This window comes from Sphingomonas sp. TDK1, assembly GCF_001650735.1.
Lineage (GTDB): Bacteria > Pseudomonadota > Alphaproteobacteria > Sphingomonadales > Sphingomonadaceae > Sphingomonas.
Genome location: NZ_LXVY01000034.1, coordinates 474,583 through 492,733, shown reverse-complemented (window position 1 = coordinate 492,733; position 18,151 = coordinate 474,583). Strand labels below are relative to the sequence as shown.

Annotated in this window: 19 protein-coding genes; 12 read left to right on the top strand and 7 right to left on the bottom strand. The window is 65.0% G+C overall.

Translation table 11 applies throughout. The features are described 5' to 3' along the window. Window positions 1-43: 43 nt before the first annotated feature. The 3 genes from A7X12_RS18960 to A7X12_RS18950 all read left to right on the top strand — a co-directional run bounded on the left by A7X12_RS18960 (window position 44) and on the right by A7X12_RS18950 (window position 1,767). Window positions 44-499, top strand: a complete 456-nt coding sequence (locus A7X12_RS18960) for a host attachment family protein (RefSeq protein ID WP_064312987.1) — start codon at window positions 44-46, stop codon at window positions 497-499. A 309-nt stretch (window positions 500-808) separates the two neighbouring features. Continuing rightward, complete coding sequence (dksA, locus tag A7X12_RS18955) at window positions 809-1,276, top strand: RNA polymerase-binding protein DksA (protein WP_064312986.1); 468 nt, start codon at window positions 809-811, stop codon at window positions 1,274-1,276. Window positions 1,277-1,392: 116 nt separating this feature from the next. After that, window positions 1,393-1,767: a PilZ domain-containing protein gene (locus A7X12_RS18950; protein WP_064312985.1), complete on the top strand. Its 375-nt coding sequence runs from the start codon at window positions 1,393-1,395 to the stop codon at window positions 1,765-1,767. Between the two features lie 143 nt (window positions 1,768-1,910). Here the strand turns inward: A7X12_RS18950 and A7X12_RS25235 are convergent, their stop codons facing one another. Next, window positions 1,911-2,063: a YdcH family protein gene (locus tag A7X12_RS25235; RefSeq protein ID WP_084445710.1), complete on the bottom strand. Its 153-nt coding sequence runs from the start codon at window positions 2,061-2,063 to the stop codon at window positions 1,911-1,913. Between the two features lie 161 nt (window positions 2,064-2,224). Between A7X12_RS25235 and A7X12_RS18945 the strand changes: the two genes are divergently transcribed. Continuing rightward, complete coding sequence (locus A7X12_RS18945; protein ID WP_064313073.1) at window positions 2,225-2,422, top strand: YdcH family protein; 198 nt, start codon at window positions 2,225-2,227, stop codon at window positions 2,420-2,422. Between the two features lie 73 nt (window positions 2,423-2,495). Next, window positions 2,496-2,957 (top strand): DUF1465 family protein, encoded by a 462-nt coding sequence (locus A7X12_RS18940; RefSeq protein WP_064312984.1) that lies wholly within the window; start codon window positions 2,496-2,498, stop codon window positions 2,955-2,957. Between the two features lie 4 nt (window positions 2,958-2,961). Here the strand turns inward: A7X12_RS18940 and A7X12_RS18935 are convergent, their stop codons facing one another. The 4 genes from A7X12_RS18935 to A7X12_RS18920 all read right to left on the bottom strand — a co-directional run bounded on the left by A7X12_RS18935 (window position 2,962) and on the right by A7X12_RS18920 (window position 6,393). Then, window positions 2,962-3,906, bottom strand: coding sequence for an NAD(P)H-dependent flavin oxidoreductase (locus A7X12_RS18935; protein ID WP_064312983.1), 945 nt, complete (start codon window positions 3,904-3,906; stop codon window positions 2,962-2,964). A 112-nt stretch (window positions 3,907-4,018) separates the two neighbouring features. Then, window positions 4,019-4,543 (bottom strand): gamma carbonic anhydrase family protein, encoded by a 525-nt coding sequence (locus tag A7X12_RS18930; protein ID WP_064312982.1) that lies wholly within the window; start codon window positions 4,541-4,543, stop codon window positions 4,019-4,021. A gap of 5 nt (window positions 4,544-4,548) precedes the next feature. Beyond that, a complete protein-coding gene (locus A7X12_RS18925) occupies window positions 4,549-4,779 on the bottom strand; it encodes a hypothetical protein (protein WP_064312981.1) in 231 nt (76 codons plus the stop codon). Window positions 4,780-4,905: 126 nt separating this feature from the next. Beyond that, window positions 4,906-6,393, bottom strand: coding sequence for a UxaA family hydrolase (locus tag A7X12_RS18920; protein ID WP_443029311.1), 1,488 nt, complete (start codon window positions 6,391-6,393; stop codon window positions 4,906-4,908). Between the two features lie 69 nt (window positions 6,394-6,462). On the opposite strand from A7X12_RS18920, the gene dacB reads away from it, so the two are divergent. From dacB to A7X12_RS18900, 4 genes are all read left to right on the top strand, one after another. Further along, window positions 6,463-7,866 (top strand): D-alanyl-D-alanine carboxypeptidase/D-alanyl-D-alanine endopeptidase, encoded by a 1,404-nt coding sequence (gene dacB, locus A7X12_RS18915; RefSeq protein ID WP_064312979.1) that lies wholly within the window; start codon window positions 6,463-6,465, stop codon window positions 7,864-7,866. A 145-nt stretch (window positions 7,867-8,011) separates the two neighbouring features. Continuing rightward, the gene (locus tag A7X12_RS18910; RefSeq protein WP_232318577.1) at window positions 8,012-8,899 is read left to right on the top strand and encodes a GGDEF domain-containing protein; all 888 of its coding nucleotides are present in this window, start codon (window positions 8,012-8,014) and stop codon (window positions 8,897-8,899) included. Beyond that, entirely contained in the window at window positions 8,896-9,408 is a 513-nt protein-coding gene (locus A7X12_RS18905) for a GAF domain-containing protein (RefSeq protein ID WP_064312978.1), read from the top strand. The genes A7X12_RS18910 and A7X12_RS18905 overlap by 4 nt, the downstream gene beginning before the upstream one ends. An 83-nt stretch (window positions 9,409-9,491) precedes the next feature. After that, a complete protein-coding gene (locus A7X12_RS18900) occupies window positions 9,492-10,511 on the top strand; it encodes an oxidoreductase (protein WP_064312977.1) in 1,020 nt (339 codons plus the stop codon). A 45-nt stretch (window positions 10,512-10,556) separates the two neighbouring features. Here A7X12_RS18900 and A7X12_RS18895 read toward each other — a convergent pair whose 3' ends face one another. After that, window positions 10,557-12,773: a beta-glucosidase family protein gene (locus tag A7X12_RS18895; protein ID WP_064312976.1), complete on the bottom strand. Its 2,217-nt coding sequence runs from the start codon at window positions 12,771-12,773 to the stop codon at window positions 10,557-10,559. Window positions 12,774-12,873: 100 nt separating this feature from the next. Further along, window positions 12,874-15,135 (bottom strand): FdhF/YdeP family oxidoreductase, encoded by a 2,262-nt coding sequence (locus tag A7X12_RS18890; protein ID WP_064312975.1) that lies wholly within the window; start codon window positions 15,133-15,135, stop codon window positions 12,874-12,876. Window positions 15,136-15,200: 65 nt separating this feature from the next. On the opposite strand from A7X12_RS18890, the gene fdhD reads away from it, so the two are divergent. The 3 genes from fdhD to A7X12_RS18875 all read left to right on the top strand — a co-directional run bounded on the left by fdhD (window position 15,201) and on the right by A7X12_RS18875 (window position 18,151). Then, window positions 15,201-15,950 (top strand): formate dehydrogenase accessory sulfurtransferase FdhD, encoded by a 750-nt coding sequence (gene fdhD / locus A7X12_RS18885; RefSeq protein ID WP_064313071.1) that lies wholly within the window; start codon window positions 15,201-15,203, stop codon window positions 15,948-15,950. Beyond that, complete coding sequence (gene mobA, locus A7X12_RS18880) at window positions 15,947-16,477, top strand: molybdenum cofactor guanylyltransferase (protein WP_064312974.1); 531 nt, start codon at window positions 15,947-15,949, stop codon at window positions 16,475-16,477. The genes fdhD and mobA overlap by 4 nt, the downstream gene beginning before the upstream one ends. Before the next feature lie 72 nt (window positions 16,478-16,549). Continuing rightward, window positions 16,550-18,151 carry a response regulator gene (locus A7X12_RS18875; protein ID WP_064312973.1) on the top strand — a complete coding sequence of 534 codons (1,602 nt, stop codon included), beginning with the start codon at window positions 16,550-16,552 and terminating at the stop codon, window positions 18,149-18,151.

The following is an 18,151-nucleotide window of genomic DNA, read 5'->3' as shown; positions in this document are numbered from 1 at the left end:
CATCCGTTGGTCTTGCCCAAGCGAGCAGCCAAAGGAGAGCGCAATGCAGGTTCCGCACGACGCGATGGTGGTGGTGGCCGACGGACGCAAGCTGCTGATGCTGCGCAATGAAGGCGATGCCGAATATCCGAACCTTCAGGTGGTCCGAAAGGAGTTGCATCCGAACCCCAAGGACTCCGACCAGAAAACCGATTCGTCCGGTGCGGCGGCTTCCACGCGCGGCGGCGGGCAATTCGCATCGTCCGGCGGGACGATGGGCGAAACCGATTTCCATCAATTGGAAGAAGATCGTTTCGCCGCCGAGGTCGCGGCGATGCTGAAGGAGGCGGCGCTCCGCAACAGCTTCGAATCCCTTATCATCGTCGCGCCGCCCAAGACGCTGGGCGAGCTGCGCAAGCACTATCACAGCAGCGTCAGTGATCGATTGAAGGGCGAACTCGCCAAGGACCTGACCGATCATCCTGTGCCGGCGATCGAATCGGCGCTGCTTTCGGCATGAAAAGGCGGCGGCAGGGGAAATCGCCTTCTGCCGCCGCCCCCCGAAGACGCATGATGATGCATCCGCAATCGTTCGAAATCAGGACAAGGACCGTTTCGGGACGGCACGGGCCCGCCTTTTGTCTCGCACAGAAACGCGAAAAGGCGCAGCTGGTTCAGGCGGGGCTAATTTCTACTCAACTATGGGGAATTCCCGCCAAAAAGCTTTCGCGGCATTGGCTTGTTAACGGCTGCTTGCGAAAGTATAGCGCCTGCGGGCAATGCAGTCTCCTGGCGGCTGGCCACCGGGGGACTGGTGTGGAGAGTGGGAATGGCAACTGTTTTGGGCCGTTTTGACGAGCACGATAAAAGCGTTCCTCCGGCCGCCAACGATGGCGACGATGGGTACCGGCCGAGTGACGACGAACCCTTCATGAATCCTCGGCAGCAGGAATATTTCCGCGCCAAGCTGAATGCCTGGAAGGACGCGATCTATCGCGAAGCGGCAGGCACGCTGAACCAGCTCCAGTCGGAACCGCTGCGCGAAGCGGATCTCACCGATCGTGCGTCGAGCGAGACCGACTGGTCGATCGAACTGCGCACCCGCGATCGGCAGCGCAAGCTCATCGCCAAGATCGACGCGGCGCTCCGTCGGATCGAAGAAGGTGAGTATGGCTATTGCGAGGTGACTGGCGAGCCGATCCCGCTCGGCCGCCTCGAGGCCCGTCCTACTGCCACGATGACCGTGGAGGCGCAGGAGCGGCACGAGCGCAACGAGAAGATCAGCCGGGACGAGTAAAATCCACGGCGGAAATCCGCTCCGGCATTTTTCCGGAGCGGATTCCGGTTAATCCTTTCGTTAAGAGTTGTTGGTCTACTTCCCTTCGGGTGCGAATCCGCGTTTGAGAGCCAACAATGGACCAGCAGTCTTACATCCCCACCAACACGCTTTCCGCGGATGATTTCGCGGGGAAGCGCAGTGGCGTTCGCGACAGCCTGTTGCTGACCGCGCAATTCCGCGTGGACGCAGAGGATGCGGGGACGGTGCGGGTCCGAAATCTTTCGGCTGGCGGTCTGATGGCGGAATATGCCGCGCCGGTGAGCCTTCGCACACCCGTGGAAGTCGAAGTGCGCGGCGTGGGCTGGGTGAAGGGCAAGATCGCCTGGGCAGCCGAGGGACGTGTGGGCGTGGCCTTCGATCACGAGATCGATCCGAAGCTGGCCCGCAAGCCCGTAGGCGGCGGCACGCGAACCCCTGACTATGTGAAGCCCATCCTCACACGTCGCTGACGCGGGTAGGCAGCGCAAATCCATGGGGTGAACCGCCCCGGACCTGTGCGGACGTCTTATTGGTTGAACCCGATCCGGGCTCGCGCAACGCCCTTGCGCTACGCGAGTCCAAGATCACGACAAATAGTCTGTGGACGAGATAGCTAGCGCTGCATCTCTTCCTTGACGCGCAGTTTCTGTTTCTTCAATTGCGCAATGAGTATGTGATCGGGGAGGGGGCGCTGCGTTTCGTTGGCGATTCGCTGATCAAGCTGCGAATGTTTGGCGTTAAGTGCCGAAAGATGCGCGGTGTGCATGAAGCAGTCCTCCTTCTACGACTCTGAGGGGTGCGAACTACATCATGTTTCGCCAGCTTTGTCGCGTGCAGAATCAACACTGATCGACAGAAGGGCGAAAAGCCGCGATGGTCCGTGCGCCGGAGCACGATCCGGCGAGTCGCGTGCACTGGGGGCAGGGAATGGACGAGAGCGAGATCCGGCGGCGGCTGGAGCCACTGCGCGCGGAGCATCGCGATCTGGATGCCGCCATCCTCGCTCTTGTCGACTCCGGGACGGGTGACCAGCTGCAAATCGCCCGGCTGAAAAAGCGCAAGCTCAAGCTCCGAGATGAGATCTCGATCCTTGAGGACCAGCTGATTCCCGACATTATCGCGTGATCGTTTCGCCATGTTGCGCTGTCGCGCGTTTGGGGCTTTCCGCGTGACCCGTACCTGTGGCAGCTAGGCCGGAATGAACGGGCAGGACGCCATTACCCTCCATCGTCGTCTGGTCGACTCGCTATATGTCGAGGCGATGGTGCTCGCTGATGAGGCGCGCGGTTATTTCGACCAGCTGGGCCGCGACGAGCGTGACGCGCTGGAGGCGCTGACCCGTGTCGCCTTTTCGTGCGAGTCGCTGAAGGTCACGACGCGGCTGATGCACGTGATTGCCTGGTTGCTCACCCAGCGCGCTGTCGATGCAGGGGAACTGCAACTGGCCGATGCGCGCACGGCGGGCCGTCGCCTGGGTCCCGCGCCGGAAACCGACCCGGTCCTGCTGGAGAGCATGCCCCATCAGGCAGTCGCGATCGTCCGGTCGAGCATTGATCTCTATCGCCGCGTTGCCCGACTGGATTCCGCTTTCGATGTGCCGGGCGTGGCGGTGCCAAGTCCCGCCCGGCGCATGCTGGATCGGCTCAGCGGGGCCTTCTGAGGGCTTAGAGCGCCAGCCGGGCGCGTGCCGCGGCATATTCCTCGCGCAGGCGCTCGATGCGCGCGCTGGCTGGCTCGATGGCATGGACCGCGCCGATGCCTTGGCCCGAACCCCAAATGTCTTTCCAGGCCTTGGCGCCGCCGAAATTCATCGCGCTGGGATCGCTCTCCGGGAGATGGTCCGGATCGAGGCCCGCATTGACAATCGAGGCGCGCAGATAATTGCCGTGCACGCCGGTGAAGAGATTGGAATAGACGATGTCTTCGGCATGGCCGTCGACGATCGCCTGCTTATAGGCTTGGACCGCGTTGGCCTCTTCGGTGGCGATGAAGGGCGAGCCGATATAGGTGAGGTCCGCGCCCATCGCCTGGGCAGCCAGTATGGCGCCGCCGGTAGCGATCGCGCCTGACAAGGCAATGGGGCCGTCGAACCAGGCCCGGACTTCCTGGACAAGCGCGAAAGGGCTCAGCCGCCCCGCATGGCCACCAGCGCCGGTAGCGACCAGGATCAGCCCATCCGCGCCCTTTTCGACTGCCTTATGGGCAAAGCGATCGTCGATCACGTCGTGGAGCGTGATGCCGCCCCAGGCATGCACCGCCTCGTTGAGTTCCGGCCGCGCGCCCAGGGAGGTGATGACGATCGGCACCTTCCACTTGGCGCATGTCGAAACATCTTCTTCCAGGCGTGGGTTGGAGCGATGAACGATCTGATTGACCGCAAAGGGTGCTGCCGGCGTTTCGGGATGATCGCGGTCCCAGGCGGCGAGCGCCTCAGTGATTTGGTGCAGCCATTCGTCGAGCTGGCTCTGGGGCCGCGCGTTCAGCGCCGGAAAGGATCCGACGATCCCTGCCTTGCACTGGGCGATCACCAACTCGGGGCAGGAGATGATGAAAAGCGGCGAGCCGATGACGGGAAGCCGCAGACGATCGAAGAGAGCCGGTAACGCCATGACAAAGTGATACCGCAGCCGATCGGCCTGTCTAGGCAGTGCCCGGCGACGCTACGGCAACGGTTCGCGCGGTGGGGCACTGGCGAGCGGCCGCTGGACGAAAGCGCGCGAATCAGTCGATTCGGACAAGCCCGGCGGCATATTCACGCTGTTTGGAGGCGTACAGTGCGGCGCTGGCCCGCAGCATGGCCCGCTGCGAGTCCTCGAGCGGGCGAACGGCGCGCGCCGGGCTGCCGACAATCAGATGGCCCGCCGGGAATTGCTTGCCTTCGGTGACCAGCGCACCAGCGCCTATCAAGCATTCGGGGCCGATTATCGCGCGATTGAGGATGATGGCGCCCATGCCGATCAGGCTGCCGTCACCGATGGTGCAGCCGTGCAGCACGGCATGGTGGCCGACCGTCACCTCCTCGCCAATCGTCAACGGGGCACCCGGGTCCGAATGGAGCAGGGCGCCCTCCTGGATGTTGCTACGCGCCCCGATCAGGATCGGCGTATTGTCCGCGCGCACGACGGCGCCGAACCAGATGCTGGCGGCGCTGCCGACATGCACATCGGCGATCAGCTCGGCGCTGGGCGCGATCCAGGCATCGGGCGCGACACGCGGCACCTTGCCCCCGAAGGCGTAGAGCGGCACCGCGGTTAGAGCGCGAAGCTCTCGAACCCGGCGGGCAGCGGCATGTTCATGCCAAGCGCCAGCGCCAGGGCGACGGCACCCAGCAGCAGGGCGAGGGTGGAGGAGAGCGAGAACAGTCCCCAGCCCACCAGCGTCACGATCGGTGCGTCGGTGCGCTGCTCACGCCGGTTGCGCTGCATCGTCAGCAGCACGAAGCCGGAGGCCATTGCGTAGACAAATACGAAGAATTCAGCCATTCCATCCACCCGATCTCTGCCCGGTTCAACGGCTAACCCTTTCAGCTTGCAGCATCAATCCAGGGGAAATGCGGACCACCGCAGTGCGGCAATCATTTACCGCATCTGCGTGGAACAAAGCGCGCATCAAAGCGTGACGCCACGTTTCCAGATGGCGATTTCGCGTTCGCCGTTGCGCTCGGCGGCGGTCGACTCGCCCGATGCAATTGCGACAATCCGGGCAAGCAGTGCATCTGCCGTGGCGGCGAGGCCGTTTGACAGCACCTTACCCGCGTCAAAATCGATCCAGCCGGACTTACGAGAGGCAAGATCGCTGTTCGATGCAATCTTCACCGTAGGGACCGGGAAGCCGAGGGGCGTGCCGCGCCCTGTGGTGAACAGAATGACCGTGGCACCCGCGGCGGCGAGCGCAGTGCTCGACACCGCGTCATTGCCGGGTGCTTCCAGCAAGGCGAGGCCGCGACGGGATACATGGCCGCCATATTCGAGGACGTCGGTAACAGTCGCATGGCCCGCCTTCTGCACCGCGCCGAGCGATTTTTCCTCCAGTGTGGTAATGCCGCCCGCGATGTTGCCGGGCGAGGGGTTCTCGGACACCGGCTCGCCATGTCGGGTGAAATAGGCCTTGAAGCCGTTCACCAGCGTAACGATGCGTTCGAAGACATCGCTGTTTTCGGCGCGCGCCATCAGCAACTGCTCCGCCCCGAATATCTCAGGGATTTCCGTGAGGATGGCCGTGCCGCCGCTTGCGGTTATTGCATCGCTCATGCGGCCGACCAACGGGTTGGCGGTCAATCCGGAGAATCCGTCTGAACCTCCGCACTTCACCCCGACAACAAGCTTGTCGATTGTCTGCGCTGTTCTCACACACTGTTCAGCTTGAACGATAAGCTCTTCAACTAGGCCAATTCCTTCCTCGACCTCATCCCCCGCGGCCTGGGCCCCAATGGTGCGCAGATTTGGTTGAGAAATCCCGTGCAGCATCGTGCTCATCTGGTTGGATTCGCATCCTAAACCTACGAGGAGCACGCCTCCCGCATTGGGGTGGCTCGCAAGCGCGGTCAGGATGGCGCGCGTGCCTTCCAAGTCGTCGCCCAGTTGGGAGCAGCCGAAGGGATGGGCAAAGGCATGGATCCCATCGACCCGTCCGGCAAACTTGGCAGCGGCACGTTCCGCGATCTTTTCGGCGGTGCGGCCCACACAGCCTACCGTGGGCAGGATCCAGATTTCGTTGCGGGTGCCAACCCGACCATCGGCACGCTGGTAGCCAAGGAAGCCCGGCCCCTCCGCGGCGGGGCCGGCCTCGAATGCCGGGTTATAGGCATAGGTGCCGCTCGTCTGCAGGGCGGTCTGGACATTATGGGTGTGTACATGTTCGCCCGCTTCGATCGCCCGGGTCGCCCGTCCGATGGGGAAACCGAACTTGTGGACCGGTTCGCCTGCCGCGATCGGCCGCAAGGCTACCTTGTGGCCCTTGGGAATGTCCTGACAAACGGTAATGCCGGATGCGGTTTCACCGGCAACGACGTCACGAAGGGCGGTGGCGACGGGGTCGCGGGGATCGATCTGGAATAGCGCGGGATGCATGCGCACCGATATAGGCGACGGGCGCATGGACGAAACCTTCTTTGCGCACGAAGAGAATGGCTTTCGTGCGGCTTCGGGCGGGCATAGGATGCTGCGATGCAACGCCTCTCGCTTCTGCGCTGTGCTGCGCTTCTCCCGCTGTTGGCCTTTACCGTTCCCGCCGCCGCACAATCGACTCTGCGAGCGCAGGTGGAGGCCCGACTGGCCGCTGCGGGCCCCGGCGTCCGCTTCGGCATGCTGGTGCTCGATGCGGACGGCCGGGAGATCGTCTCCATCGCGCCAGATCAGCGTTTCCAGCCGGCATCCACCGCCAAATTGCTGACCACGGCCGCAGCGCTTTCGGCGCTGTCGACCGACGGACCGGATTTGACTGCGGGAACGGCCGTCCGCCTCGATGGCGACGATGTCATCCTTGAAGGTCATGGCGACGGTCGGCTTTCGAGCGCCGACGACTGCATCGTCGATTGCCTTGCGACGCTCGCCGACGCCGTCGCAGCGCGGACGAAGCGCGTGCGGGACGTGATCGGCGACGACTCGGCGTTCGTGGAAGCTCGCTGGATTTCGGGTATGAGCTGGAACAATATGGGCACGCGATCGGGTGCGGCCGTATCCGCGCTCAGCTTGGACGGCAATCTTGCGACAATCCATGTCTCGTCCGCCGGCGGTGACAAGTTGGTCCGTGTCGAAGCGCCGCCCTTCTTCACCGTGGATCATCATGTCGAGGTCCGGTCGGGGGCGACGGATATTGTCACGGTCGACAGGATGCCGTTCGACTCGGTGCTGCACCTTACCGGCAGTCTGCGTGCCGAAGGCGGGACGGTGCACACAGAAATTGGCGTGGATGACCCTGCGCTGTTCGCGGCATGGCGCCTGAAGCAGTTGCTGGAAGCTCGGGGCGTCCGAGTAGCTGGACGCTATCGGTCCCGCCACCGCGTGACGGGTGCGGCGCCGCCCCCGGTGCCGCACGGCACGCTGATCTGCCGCGCCACCCCGCCGCCTTTGATCGAGACCCTGCGACATACCAACAAGACCAGCGATAATCTGGAAGCGGAGTTGTTGCTGCGACGCATCGGTGACGGCTCGGCGGAGGAGGGCGTGAAGCGCGTGGCGGAGATGCTGGATCGAGCAGGGGTCGCCGCCTGGAGCAGGGAGTTCGCCGATGGTTCGGGCATGTCGACCTATGACCGGGTCACGCCGCGCGCGATGGTTCAGTTTCTCCGCTGGGCGTCAGGCCAGCCATGGGGCGCGGCCTGGCGGGACACCCTGCCGATTGGCGGCGTCGATGGCACGCTCGCCCGTCGGTTCCGTAACACACCCCTGGCGGGACACGTGCTCGCAAAGACGGGAACGCTGGCGGGCGTGCACGCCCTGGCGGGCTATGTGCGGACGGCCAGCGGCGCTATGCTGACATTCGCAATTTTCGCTAACGATGCGCCGCGCGGCGCGGGCGCTGTCGCTGCGATCGACGCGGCGCTACAGCTGGTCGCCGCCGTCAACTGATCGCATTTGGTAGTTTTACGGAGCAGCAGCTTGGCAATTCATATGTTTTGGGCGCGTTAAGCTACTGGGCTCCAAAGAGTATCCAAGCCTTGGGGGAGTGGATCGCGTGAATGCACCGCCGCCGCAATCGGCCTTGATCAAGGCTATGATGCGCAGTTTCCGATGGACGACGCAGCTACATCCGCGCCAAGCTTGGCTCGGTGTCGGCGCGGGGCTGTTGCTGGTGACGCTGCTGGACTGGCTCACCGGGCCGATGATGTCGCTGACGATCGGCTATCTGTTCGTCGACTGTTTCGCGGCCTGGACTCTCCGTGAGCGCGCTGGCATCGGCGTGGTGCTGTTCAGCGTGGCGATCAGCTCGGCCATGAACGGTTTCGGCTATATTCCCGCGGTAGACCAAAGCGGGCTTTCGACCACCGTGGCGATCTGGAACACCGCGACGCGCGCCGCGGCGGCGATCATGATCGTGCTGATGGTCGCTACCCTGCGCCATTCGATCGATAGCGAGCGCTGGCGCGCCTCGACCGACTATCTGACCCGTTCGCTGAACGGAGGCGCCTTTCGCAGCCAGATCGAACGCGTCGCGCGAATTGGACGGCGACGTGGGGCCACGCTGTTGCTGCTCTACATGGACCTGGACGGGTTCAAGGCAGTGAATGACCGCTATGGCCATGCCGCTGGCGACGATGTGCTCCGCTGCTTTGCCGACGAGGCACGCGCGCGGATGCGTGCCGACGACCTGTTCGCGCGGTTGGGCGGGGACGAATTCTGCGCCTGTCTGGCGATCGAGCGGGAGGCTGCACCAGAGCAGGTGGCGGAGAGCCTCCATGCCCGCCTCAGCGACGCGCTGCGGGCGACCGGCTACGCCGTCACCTGCAGCATGGGGGCGGTGGTGATTGACGCTGCGGCGGGGGATGACACCGAACGATTGATTGCACTGGCGGATGAAGCGATGCTTGAAGTGAAGCGTAACGGCAAGAATGCGATCCGGATCGCATTCGACACGCCGGTTCAGATGCGGCGGGCGGCATGAGCCTGCATTTCTTCTCGGCCGCCTTTCGTCCCGAGGGCGAAGCCGAGCGCCAGCGCGCGGTGGAGGCACTGCCGCCGATCGCCCCGGACGATCCGGTCCTGCGCGAATTGCTGGAGGAGGTGCGTCGGGTGCTGTGCACACCGATCGCCATGCTCACCGTAACCGATGGCGAGATCCAGCGGATGGTCGGCGCCCTCGGCGTGGAGCCCGTGGTGCTGCCGCGCGCAATCGCCTTTTGCGCGCACACGATCGCAGCCGCGGACGGGATGATGAGCGTGCCGGACTTGCGGCTCGATCCCCGTTTCTCGGCGAATCCCCTCGTCACTGGAGGGCCGCGCGCCCGCTATTACACCGGCGTCGTGGTTCGGAACGGCGCGTTTCCCGTCGGGGCGCTTTGCGGGCTGGACCAGCGCCCGCATGGCCCCGCATCGTTCCGGCAGCGTGCGCAGATGCGGCGGTTGGCGGAGGCCGTGGCGGAGCATATCGGCGCGGTGGACAGTCGCGACTAGCGCGGACGGCCGTCCGCCGCACCTTGCTTGGAATGCCGAACGGTTCCCGCTAGGCCGCTGCCCCACGGCAACGGGAGAATTACATGATCCGCACCGGCCTGATCGGCTTCGGCCTTGGCGGTACCGCCTTCCACGCACCGCTGATCGAAGCGGTGGACGGCCTTGTGTTGGCGGCGGTGGGCACTTCCCGCGCCGATGCGGTACAGGCTGCCTATCCTGGTGTACGCGCGGTGTCGCCGGACGCGGTGATCGCCGATCCCGATGTCGACCTGGTGGTGATTTCCACGCCCAACCCGACGCACTTCCCGCTGGCGGAGGCGGCGCTCAACGCGAGCAAGCATGTCGTCATCGACAAGCCGCTCACGCCCAGCGTCGCGCAGGCAGAGGTGCTGATCGCGCTCGCCAAAGCGCAGGGGCGCATGCTGGTGCCGTTCCACAATCGGCGCTGGGACAGCGATTTTCTCGCCGTCCAGTCGTTGGTCGAGAGCGACCGCCTCGGCGAAATCCTGCTGTTCGAAGCGTATTGGGATCGCTTCCGGCCGGAATTGTCTCAGGCTTGGAAGGAAGCCGAGGGGGCGGGGCAACTGCTCGACCTAGGTCCGCACATGATCGACCAGGCATTGGTGCTATTCGGGATGCCAGAGGCCGTGCAGGGCGATGTCGCGAGCCAGCGGGGTAACAGCCTGGTCGACGACTATTTCAACCTGACGCTGTTCTACGGCGTGCGGCGGGTCGTGCTGGCGAGCTCGCGAATGATCGCGGCGGCGCGTCCTCGCTTCGCGCTGCACGGGCGCCGCGGCAGCTTCGTCAAATACGGGCTGGATCCGCAGGAAGCTGCGATGCGTGCCGGTGGATCGGTACGCGATCCGAACCATGGGCTCGAAGATCCGGCGCAGTACGGCAAGCTGACGATGCCGGACGGCTTGAGCGAGATTATCACGTCCGAACGCGGCGATTACCGGCGGTTTTATGCGGGCGTTGCAGCGGCGATCCGGGACGGAACGCCGTCGCCGGTGGCTGCAGAAGATGCGCTTGGCGGGCTCAAACTGATCGAGCTCGCCAAGCGCAGCGCACAAGAAGGACGGCGCATCCCCGTTGCCTGAAGGGCGCCCCCGCACGTCCTTCGCAGGACGCGCGGGAGATGCCGATCAGGGGTGCCAGCTTACCGGTAACGTGCGTGCGGGCACGTTGACGGTGGTAGTTGCGACAATGTCTTCCGAGGATTGGCCGAGCAGCACCTTGTAGCTGCCTCCAGCGATCTTCCACTGGTTCGAAGCACCGTCGAACATGGCCAGCAGACGCGGATCGACGGTGACGGAGACCGTCTTGGATGCGCCCGGCGCCAGCGCGATTTTCTGGAACGCGCCCAGCCGCTTCGGCGCTTCCCAGCCTGCGCCCGAGACATAGACCTGCGCCACGTCCGCGCCCGCACGGGTGCCGGTGTTGCGGAGTGTAAAGCTGACGGTCACCTGGCCCTTCGGTGCCGCGGCCTTCAGGCCCGAATAGGCGAAGCGCGTGTAGGACAGGCCATGACCGAACGCGAATTGCGGCTTGTCGCCCTTTGCGTCGTACCATTTATAGCCCACCGCCGCGCCTTCGGTGTAGCGCGTCTCGCCGTCGTTGGGGGCGCTAGGCTTGGGCAGCTGCGAGACGCTGCGCGGGAAGCTGGCGGGCAGGTGGCCCGAGGGGTTCACCTTGCCGGTCAGCACGTTGGCGATCGCCTCGCCGCCCGCGGTGCCGGGGTACCAGGCTGCCAGGATCGCCGCGGTCTTGTCCGCCCACGGCGTGAGCACGGGGCCGCCGCTTTCCAGCACCACCACCGTCTTGGCGTTGGCGCCCGCGACCGCCTCGATCAGGGCATCCTGATTGTCGGGAAGGGCAAGCGAGACGTCGAACGACTCCCCGGTCCACTGGGTAGCGAAGACCAGCGCAACATCGGCCTGCTTGGCCGCCGCTGCGGCCGCTGCTGCGTCGGTGCCGTCGACATAGCTGATCTGCGCGCCCGGCAGCTGCCGGCGCAGCGCCTCCAGCGGCGAAGACGGATGGTACATGACCGGGCCCGGCCAGATCTTCGGCTCGAGCGCGGGCATCGCATTGCCGCCGACCGGGTAGACCAGCGAAGAACCGCCACCGGCCAGCACGCCCTTGTCGGCATGCCCACCGATCACGACGATGCGCTTGGCGCTGCCTAGCAGCGGCAGCACGTCGCCCTTGTTCTGGAGGAGGACGATGGCGGCCTCCGCATCGGCGCGGGTCACGTCGGCATGTGCCTTCAGCATCGCCGGCGCGAGATCGAGCGGTGCCGCGGTGATCGGATGATCGAACAGCCCGTGCGCGAACATCGAGCGGAGGATGCGATGCGCCATCTCGTCGAGGCGCGCCTTGGTCACGTCGCCCTTGGCGACGGCTGCCTTGAGCGGTTCGCGGAAATAGGGCTGCTCATCGAACGGCCACCCGGACTGCTGCTCGAGACCTGCATTGGCGGCGGCGACGGTGGAGTGGGTCGCGCCCCAATCCGACATCACGAAGCCCTTCCAGCCCCAGTCGCGGCGCAGAACGTCGGTGAGCAGCCAGGGCTGTTCGCAGGCCCAGAGCCCGTCGACCTTGTTGTAGCTGCACATCACCGAACCCGGATCCGATTTCTCGATCGCGATGTTGAAGGCGAGCAAGTCGCTCATCCGCGCGGCGGTGCGATCCAGCACCGCGTTCATCTTGTTGCGATCGGTCTCCTGATCGTTGATCGCATAATGCTTCACGGTGGAGATGATGTGGTTCGACTGGATGCCGGCGATCTGCGCACCGACCATCGTTCCGGCGAGGAGCGGATCCTCGCCGCCATATTCAAAGTTTCGGCCATTGCGCGGCTCGCGGAGCAGGTTCACGCCGCCAGCGAGCATGACGTTGAAGCCGGAGGCGCGTGCCTCCGCACCGATCATCGCCCCGCCCTTATAGGCGAGGCCCGGATCCCAGGTAGCGGCAGTGGCGATCCCGGAAGGAAGCGAGGTGCGACCGCGCTTGTTCACGGCGCTGCCCTGGGTCGCCACGCCGACGCCGGCATCGGTCTGCCACTGGGCCGGAATACCGAGACGCGGGATGGCGGGGATGTAGCCCGCTGAACCCGGCCGCGCTTCTGCGGGCGTCTTGAAGTTCTTGGGCGCAAAGTCGGTGCCGAAAAGGCCGAAGACCAGCGTCAGCTTCTCGTCCTCGGTCATCTGCGCGAGGATGGCCTTGGCGCGCGCATCGGGGGAAAGCTTGGCGTTGGTCGAGGGGCGCGATGCCTGTTGCGCCTGGGCGGGTGCGGTGATGGCGGTGGTTGCGGCAAGGGCCAGCAGCGGTGCGGCCAGCGCCAGGGTACGTCGTTTCATATCGTCCTCTCCTCCCGGATCGTTTGTCAACGTTGTCCGCTGCCTAGCATAAGAACGGCCGCCGACAAGAGCCGGCAGCCGTCTTTGCGCAACGCAGGCGTCAGGCGCGAATTCGCACGGGTACCGATTTGGCGGCGGGAGTCTTTGACTCGCTTTCATGATGGCTGAGCGCGATCAGCGGATTAAGCTCCGGATAATAGCCGGCGACGCAGCCCGCGGGCAGGTTGAACGGCAGCACTTCCAGCCCCTCGACCTTGCGATCGATGCCATCGGAATCGTCGCCCACCAGCGTTACCCGCTGGCCTTCCGTCAAGCCGGCCCGCTCCATTTCCGCGGGACTGATCAGCAGCACGTCGCGCTTGCCCTCGATGCCGCGCAAGCGATCCGAATAGCCGTAGACGGTGGTGTTGAACTGGTCGTTCGAGCGCAGCGTCATCAGCCGGTACACGCCGTCCGCATCGGCGAAACCGGTGGCATTTAATTGGGTCGGCACGGTGAAGTCGGCCTTGCCGCTCTTGGTCTGCCAGTTGCGGTCGCGGGCGCTGTTGCCCTTGAAGAAGCCGCCGGGGGTGAAGAGCCGCTGGTTGAAATCCTTGAACTTGTCCGGATAGGTTTTCTCGATCGCGTCACGGACCAGCGCATAGTCGTTCGACCAGGCATCCCACGGAACGTTCGGATTGGGATCGAGCGTGGCGGCCGCGATACCCGCGACGATTGCGAGTTCGGGCTCGAGATGCGGAGAAGCAGGCTTGGCCTCGCCGATGGAGCCGTGGATGCAGCTGAGGCTGTCCTCCATCGTCACCACTTGCGGGGTGCCGTCGCGGATGTCGCGTTCCGAGCGGACGAGGGTGGGGAGCAGATAGGCAGTCTCGCCGCAGAATAGATGTCCCCGATTGAGCTTGGTGGCGATCTGGACGGTAAGGCCCATGCCGGTCCACGCCTTTTCCATTACCCGGTGATCGGGGATCGCGCGGAGGAAATTACCGCCCAGCCCGAGAAAGGCATTGATCTTGCCCGCCGCGATCGCCTCGCAGCCGGTGATGGTGGTGTAGCCTTCGTCGCGCGGCGGCTGGAAGCCGTACTGCTCGGAGAGCTGGTCGAGCGGCACCAGCTCGGGCTTTTCCGAAATGCCGACGGTGCGCTGGCCCTGCACGTTGGAATGGCCACGCACCGGCGATACGCCCGCGCCCAGTCGACCGATATTCCCGCGCAACAACATCAGGTTCACCACGCCCGCGACATTGTCATAGCCGCCGACATGCTGGGTCAGCCCCATGCCCCAGATGCCGATCGCGCTTTCCGCCTCGATATAGACATCTGCCGCGGCGATCAGGTCGGCGCGGGGCAGGCCGGTCTCGGCCTCGATCGTTTCCCAGCTGGTGCTGCGAACCTTCTCCGCGAAGGCTTCGAAACCATGGGTGTGCTCGGCGATAAAGGCACGATCGAGCACGCCGCCGCGGCGATCCTCCTCCGCGAGCACATGCTTGGCGATGCCGAGCATGGCGGAGATGTCGCTGCCGGGCTTGAGCTGATAATATTGGTGCGAGATCCGGGTCTTGCCGCCGGTGACCATCTGGATGCTCTGCGGATCGCGGAATTCGAGAAGCCCCTTTTCCCGGATCGGGTTGAACGTGACGATCTTGGCGCCGCGTTTGCGGGCTGCGGTCAGCGTATGAATGAATCGCGGGCTGTTGGTGCCGGTGTTCTGGCCGAAGAAGAAGATCGCGTCGCAATGCTCGAAATCCTCGAGCAGGCAGGTACCCACCGGCGCGCCGATCGTCGACTTGAGCGCCACCGAGGTGGTCTCGTGGCACATGTTCGAGCTGTCGGGCAGGTTGTTGTGCCCATACATTCGCGCGAACAGCGCCCAGGCATAGCTCGTCTCCAGGCTGGCCTTGCCCGAGGCGTAGAAGATCGTGGTCTTGGGATCATAGCCGCGCAGCTTCTTGCCGATCCCGCGATAGGCCTCTTCCCAGGTGCACGGGAGATATTTGTCGGTCGCGCGGTCGTAGCGCATCGGATTGGTGAGGCGTCCGGCCTGTTCAAGGTCGAAGTCACTCCAGCCGCGCAGCTCGGTGAGCGTATGCTGGGCGAAAAACGCAGGCGTGGCGCGGCGGGAGGTCAGGTCCCAAAGGGTCGCCTTGGCGCCGTTCTCGCAGAATTCGAACATGTGCGGCTTGGCCGGCTTGGTCCAGGCGCATGAGGTGCACATCATCCCGCCAGGCTTGTTCTGTCGCGCGAGCGTCTTCAGCACGTCCGGGCTGGGCCGTTCGGCGCCAGCCACCAGCGCCATGCCGCGCATCGAACCCCAGCCGCCCTCGGCGCCAGAATAGTGAATCGTTCCGTCTTTTGCCCGGGCCATTGCCACGCTCCTTCGAACACATTTTGCCCCTACCGCTGGCGCGGGCGCCTGCCTATTTGGAACCCATGGAAATGTGGTTCGATCGCATGACGCCCGACGGGTCGGAGACCCGCCTCCAACGCAGCTTGATCCCCGAAGTGCCGGTCGCGATCGAAATCAACGGCCTGGGGTATGCCGTCATGATGGCGACGCCCACCGACCTGGAAGATTTTGCCACCGGGTTCGTCGCGGCCGAGCGATTGGGCGAGGCGGTGGACGTCGAAAGCCACGCGACCGAGCGCGGCGTGGTGCTGCGCGTAACGCTTGCCGATCCGACCACGGTCATTGAGCGCGTGCGCCATCGGACCACCGATTCCAGCTGCGGGCTGTGCGGGATCGACAATCTCGAAGCGGCACTGCGACCGCTCCCGAAGATCGAAGCCGCCAGCACCGCCACGTCGGCCGCGATCTTTCGCGCCGCCGAGGCGCTGCGCGACCACCAGCCGCTCAACCGCGCCACCGGCGGCGCCCATGCCGCTGCGCTTTGTTCGGCGGGGGGCGAGATCCGTCTTGTTCGCGAGGATGTCGGGCGACACAATGCCTTCGACAAGCTCATCGGCGCGATGGCGCGGCAGGAGCTCGGCTGGGATGGCGGCTTCGCATTGATCAGCGCGCGCTGCTCGTTCGAGCTGGTCGAGAAGGCCGTGCTCGCGGGCTGTCCCCTCCTGGCGGCGATCTCGGCACCTACCGCGCTGGCAGCAGAGCGGGCGCGGGAGGCTGGCCTGCGACTGGCCGCGCTGGTCCGCCCTGATGCGATGCTGCGGCTGGTGCCATGAAGCTGCTGGGGGCGATCCTGGCCGGCGGCAAGGCGCAACGCTTCGGATCAGACAAGGCGCATGCGGAGTTTCGCGGGCGCCCGCTGGTCGACCATGTTGCCGCCGCTCTGGCGCCCTATTGCGACGATGTGATCCTTTGCGGCCGACCGGATGAGGGCGGCGCGCCGGACCTGCCGGAGCCGGGGCTCGGGCCGTTGGGCGGCCTAAATGGGGCGCTTCATGCGGCGGCGGAGCGTGGCTTCGCGCGCGTGCTGATAGCGCCTTGCGATACACCGCTGCTGCCCGGACCGTTGCTGGAGTCGCTTGTTGCCGGCGAGGGATCGGGCTTCGTCGCACAGTTGCCGGTGCTGGGGATCTGGGAAAGCCGGCTGGGTCCATTGTGCGACTCCTATCTGGCCGGCGGGAGCCGGGCCTCGATGCGCGCCTGGGCGGCGCATGTCGGGGCGCGGGCAATCGATTGGGAATTTCCCATTCCCAACATCAACTCCTGCGACGATCTTTCGGGGCTCACCGGGTTTTTTCCTTAGTTCCGCTTCTCATTCGCATGCGCTAGGTGTTGCGCAATTTTCTGTCGGCGACGGCCGGCGGCAGGGGGATGGATGGAAAGCGTGTTCGCAGCCTTCTGGAGCGGCAATTATTCGCCGCATGGCTATTGCCTGTTTTGGCAGCCCCAGTTGTTGTGGACGCATATCATCGCCGATGCGCTGATAGCGTTGTCGTACTTCTCGATCCCCATCGCGCTCGTGGCGCTGGTGCGTAGCCGCAAGGACCTGGCGTTCGGCTGGGTATTCTGGTGCTTCGCCCTGTTCATCCTGGCTTGCGGCGGCACGCATGTGATGGCCATCGTGACGCTGTTCTACCCGCTCTACGGGCTCGAGGCCGTGGTCAAGCTCGTGACGGCGATCGTGTCCGTCACCACGGCGATCTTGCTTTGGCCGCTTCTCCCCACACTCGTACGAATGCCCTCCGCTGAGAAGCTGAAGGAAGCGAACGGCCAGCTCGCCGCGATGGTCGAGCAGCGGGACGCGGCACTCGCCGAACTGAAGCATGAAGTGGCCCAGCGCGAGACGGTCGAGGCCGCGCTGCTTCAGGCGCAGAAGCTGGAAGCGGTGGGGCAGCTCACCGGCGGCATAGCGCATGACTTCAACAATCTCCTCCAGGCGATTGCGGGCAATCTCGAACTGATCGCACGCAAGCCAGACGATGCCGACCGCGTGATCCGCTGGACGTCGAGCGCGCTCGATGCGGTGGAGCGGGGCCGCCAGTTGACCGGACAGCTGCTCGCCTTCTCCAGCAAGCAGCGGCTGGACGTGAAGTCGGTGCGGCTGGCGGAGCTGATCGGGGGCATGGCAGGCCTGATCGAGCGCGCGGTGGCACCGCTGAGCCGCGTGCGGATCGAACGGATCGATCCGGTGTGGAACGTCCAGACCGATGCGCTGCAACTGGAACTGGCGGTGCTGAACCTCGCCTTCAACGCCCGCGACGCGATGCCGGAGGGCGGCATGCTCACGGTTTCCGCCGAGCTGCGTAGCGGTAAGGTGGCGCCCGATCTGCCGCCGGGCGATTATGTCGCATTGCGAGTGGAAGACACCGGCATGGGCATGCCCCCCGAGGTGGCCGCACGCGCCGTCGAACCCTTCTTCTCCACAAAGGGCGTGGGCAAGGGCACCGGCATGGGCCTGTCGATGGCGTTCGGGGTCATGCGCCAGTCGGGCGGGACGCTGCTCATCGAAAGCGGCGTCGGCAAGGGCACGGCGATCACGCTGGTGCTGCCCATCGCCACGTTGGAGCCGCGCCGCGACGTGCAGGACGATGCCGCCCGCGACGAACGGATCAGCCTGGCGGGCAAGACCATCGCGCTTGTCGACGACGACGCGCATGTCCGTGCGTCGCTGGCTGAAATGCTGCGCGCTGCCGGTGCGAATGTGGAGGAGGCTGCGGATGGCGCGGCCGGCGTCGCACTGGTGCAGACGCGGCGCTTCGATGCGCTGGTCGTCGATTTCGCGATGCCCGAGCTGAGCGGGAGCGAGGTCGCCGACCAGGTAGCGGCCACCAACCCCGATCTCCCGGTGATCCTCATCACCGGCTTCGCGGATTCGAACAAGCTCGACGCCATCGCTTCGCCCAACGTCAATATCCTGCGCAAACCATTCGAGTCGCACGAGCTGCTGCGCAAGATCCGCGACATCGCACGTCGCTGA

Coding starts and splice junctions, on each gene's coding strand:
- mobA (WP_064312974.1), top strand. CDS start 15,947: ATGAAGCTGCTGGGGGCGATCCTGGCCGGCGGCAAGGCGCAACGCTTC.
- A7X12_RS18940 (WP_064312984.1), top strand. CDS start 2,496: ATGAACGGGCAGGACGCCATTACCCTCCATCGTCGTCTGGTCGACTCG.
- dksA (WP_064312986.1), top strand. CDS start 809: ATGGCAACTGTTTTGGGCCGTTTTGACGAGCACGATAAAAGCGTTCCT.
- dacB (WP_064312979.1), top strand. CDS start 6,463: ATGCAACGCCTCTCGCTTCTGCGCTGTGCTGCGCTTCTCCCGCTGTTG.
- A7X12_RS18890 (WP_064312975.1), bottom strand. CDS start 15,135: ATGGCCCGGGCAAAAGACGGAACGATTCACTATTCTGGCGCCGAGGGC.
- fdhD (WP_064313071.1), top strand. CDS start 15,201: ATGGAAATGTGGTTCGATCGCATGACGCCCGACGGGTCGGAGACCCGC.
- A7X12_RS25235 (WP_084445710.1), bottom strand. CDS start 2,063: ATGCACACCGCGCATCTTTCGGCACTTAACGCCAAACATTCGCAGCTT.
- A7X12_RS18895 (WP_064312976.1), bottom strand. CDS start 12,773: ATGAAACGACGTACCCTGGCGCTGGCCGCACCGCTGCTGGCCCTTGCC.
- A7X12_RS18945 (WP_064313073.1), top strand. CDS start 2,225: ATGGACGAGAGCGAGATCCGGCGGCGGCTGGAGCCACTGCGCGCGGAG.
- A7X12_RS18905 (WP_064312978.1), top strand. CDS start 8,896: ATGAGCCTGCATTTCTTCTCGGCCGCCTTTCGTCCCGAGGGCGAAGCC.
- A7X12_RS18935 (WP_064312983.1), bottom strand. CDS start 3,906: ATGGCGTTACCGGCTCTCTTCGATCGTCTGCGGCTTCCCGTCATCGGC.
- A7X12_RS18950 (WP_064312985.1), top strand. CDS start 1,393: ATGGACCAGCAGTCTTACATCCCCACCAACACGCTTTCCGCGGATGAT.
- A7X12_RS18875 (WP_064312973.1), top strand. CDS start 16,550: ATGGAAAGCGTGTTCGCAGCCTTCTGGAGCGGCAATTATTCGCCGCAT.
- A7X12_RS18960 (WP_064312987.1), top strand. CDS start 44: ATGCAGGTTCCGCACGACGCGATGGTGGTGGTGGCCGACGGACGCAAG.
- A7X12_RS18920 (WP_443029311.1), bottom strand. CDS start 6,393: ATGCGCCCGTCGCCTATATCGGTGCGCATGCATCCCGCGCTATTCCAG.
- A7X12_RS18910 (WP_232318577.1), top strand. CDS start 8,012: ATGATGCGCAGTTTCCGATGGACGACGCAGCTACATCCGCGCCAAGCT.
- A7X12_RS18925 (WP_064312981.1), bottom strand. CDS start 4,779: ATGGCTGAATTCTTCGTATTTGTCTACGCAATGGCCTCCGGCTTCGTG.
- A7X12_RS18900 (WP_064312977.1), top strand. CDS start 9,492: ATGATCCGCACCGGCCTGATCGGCTTCGGCCTTGGCGGTACCGCCTTC.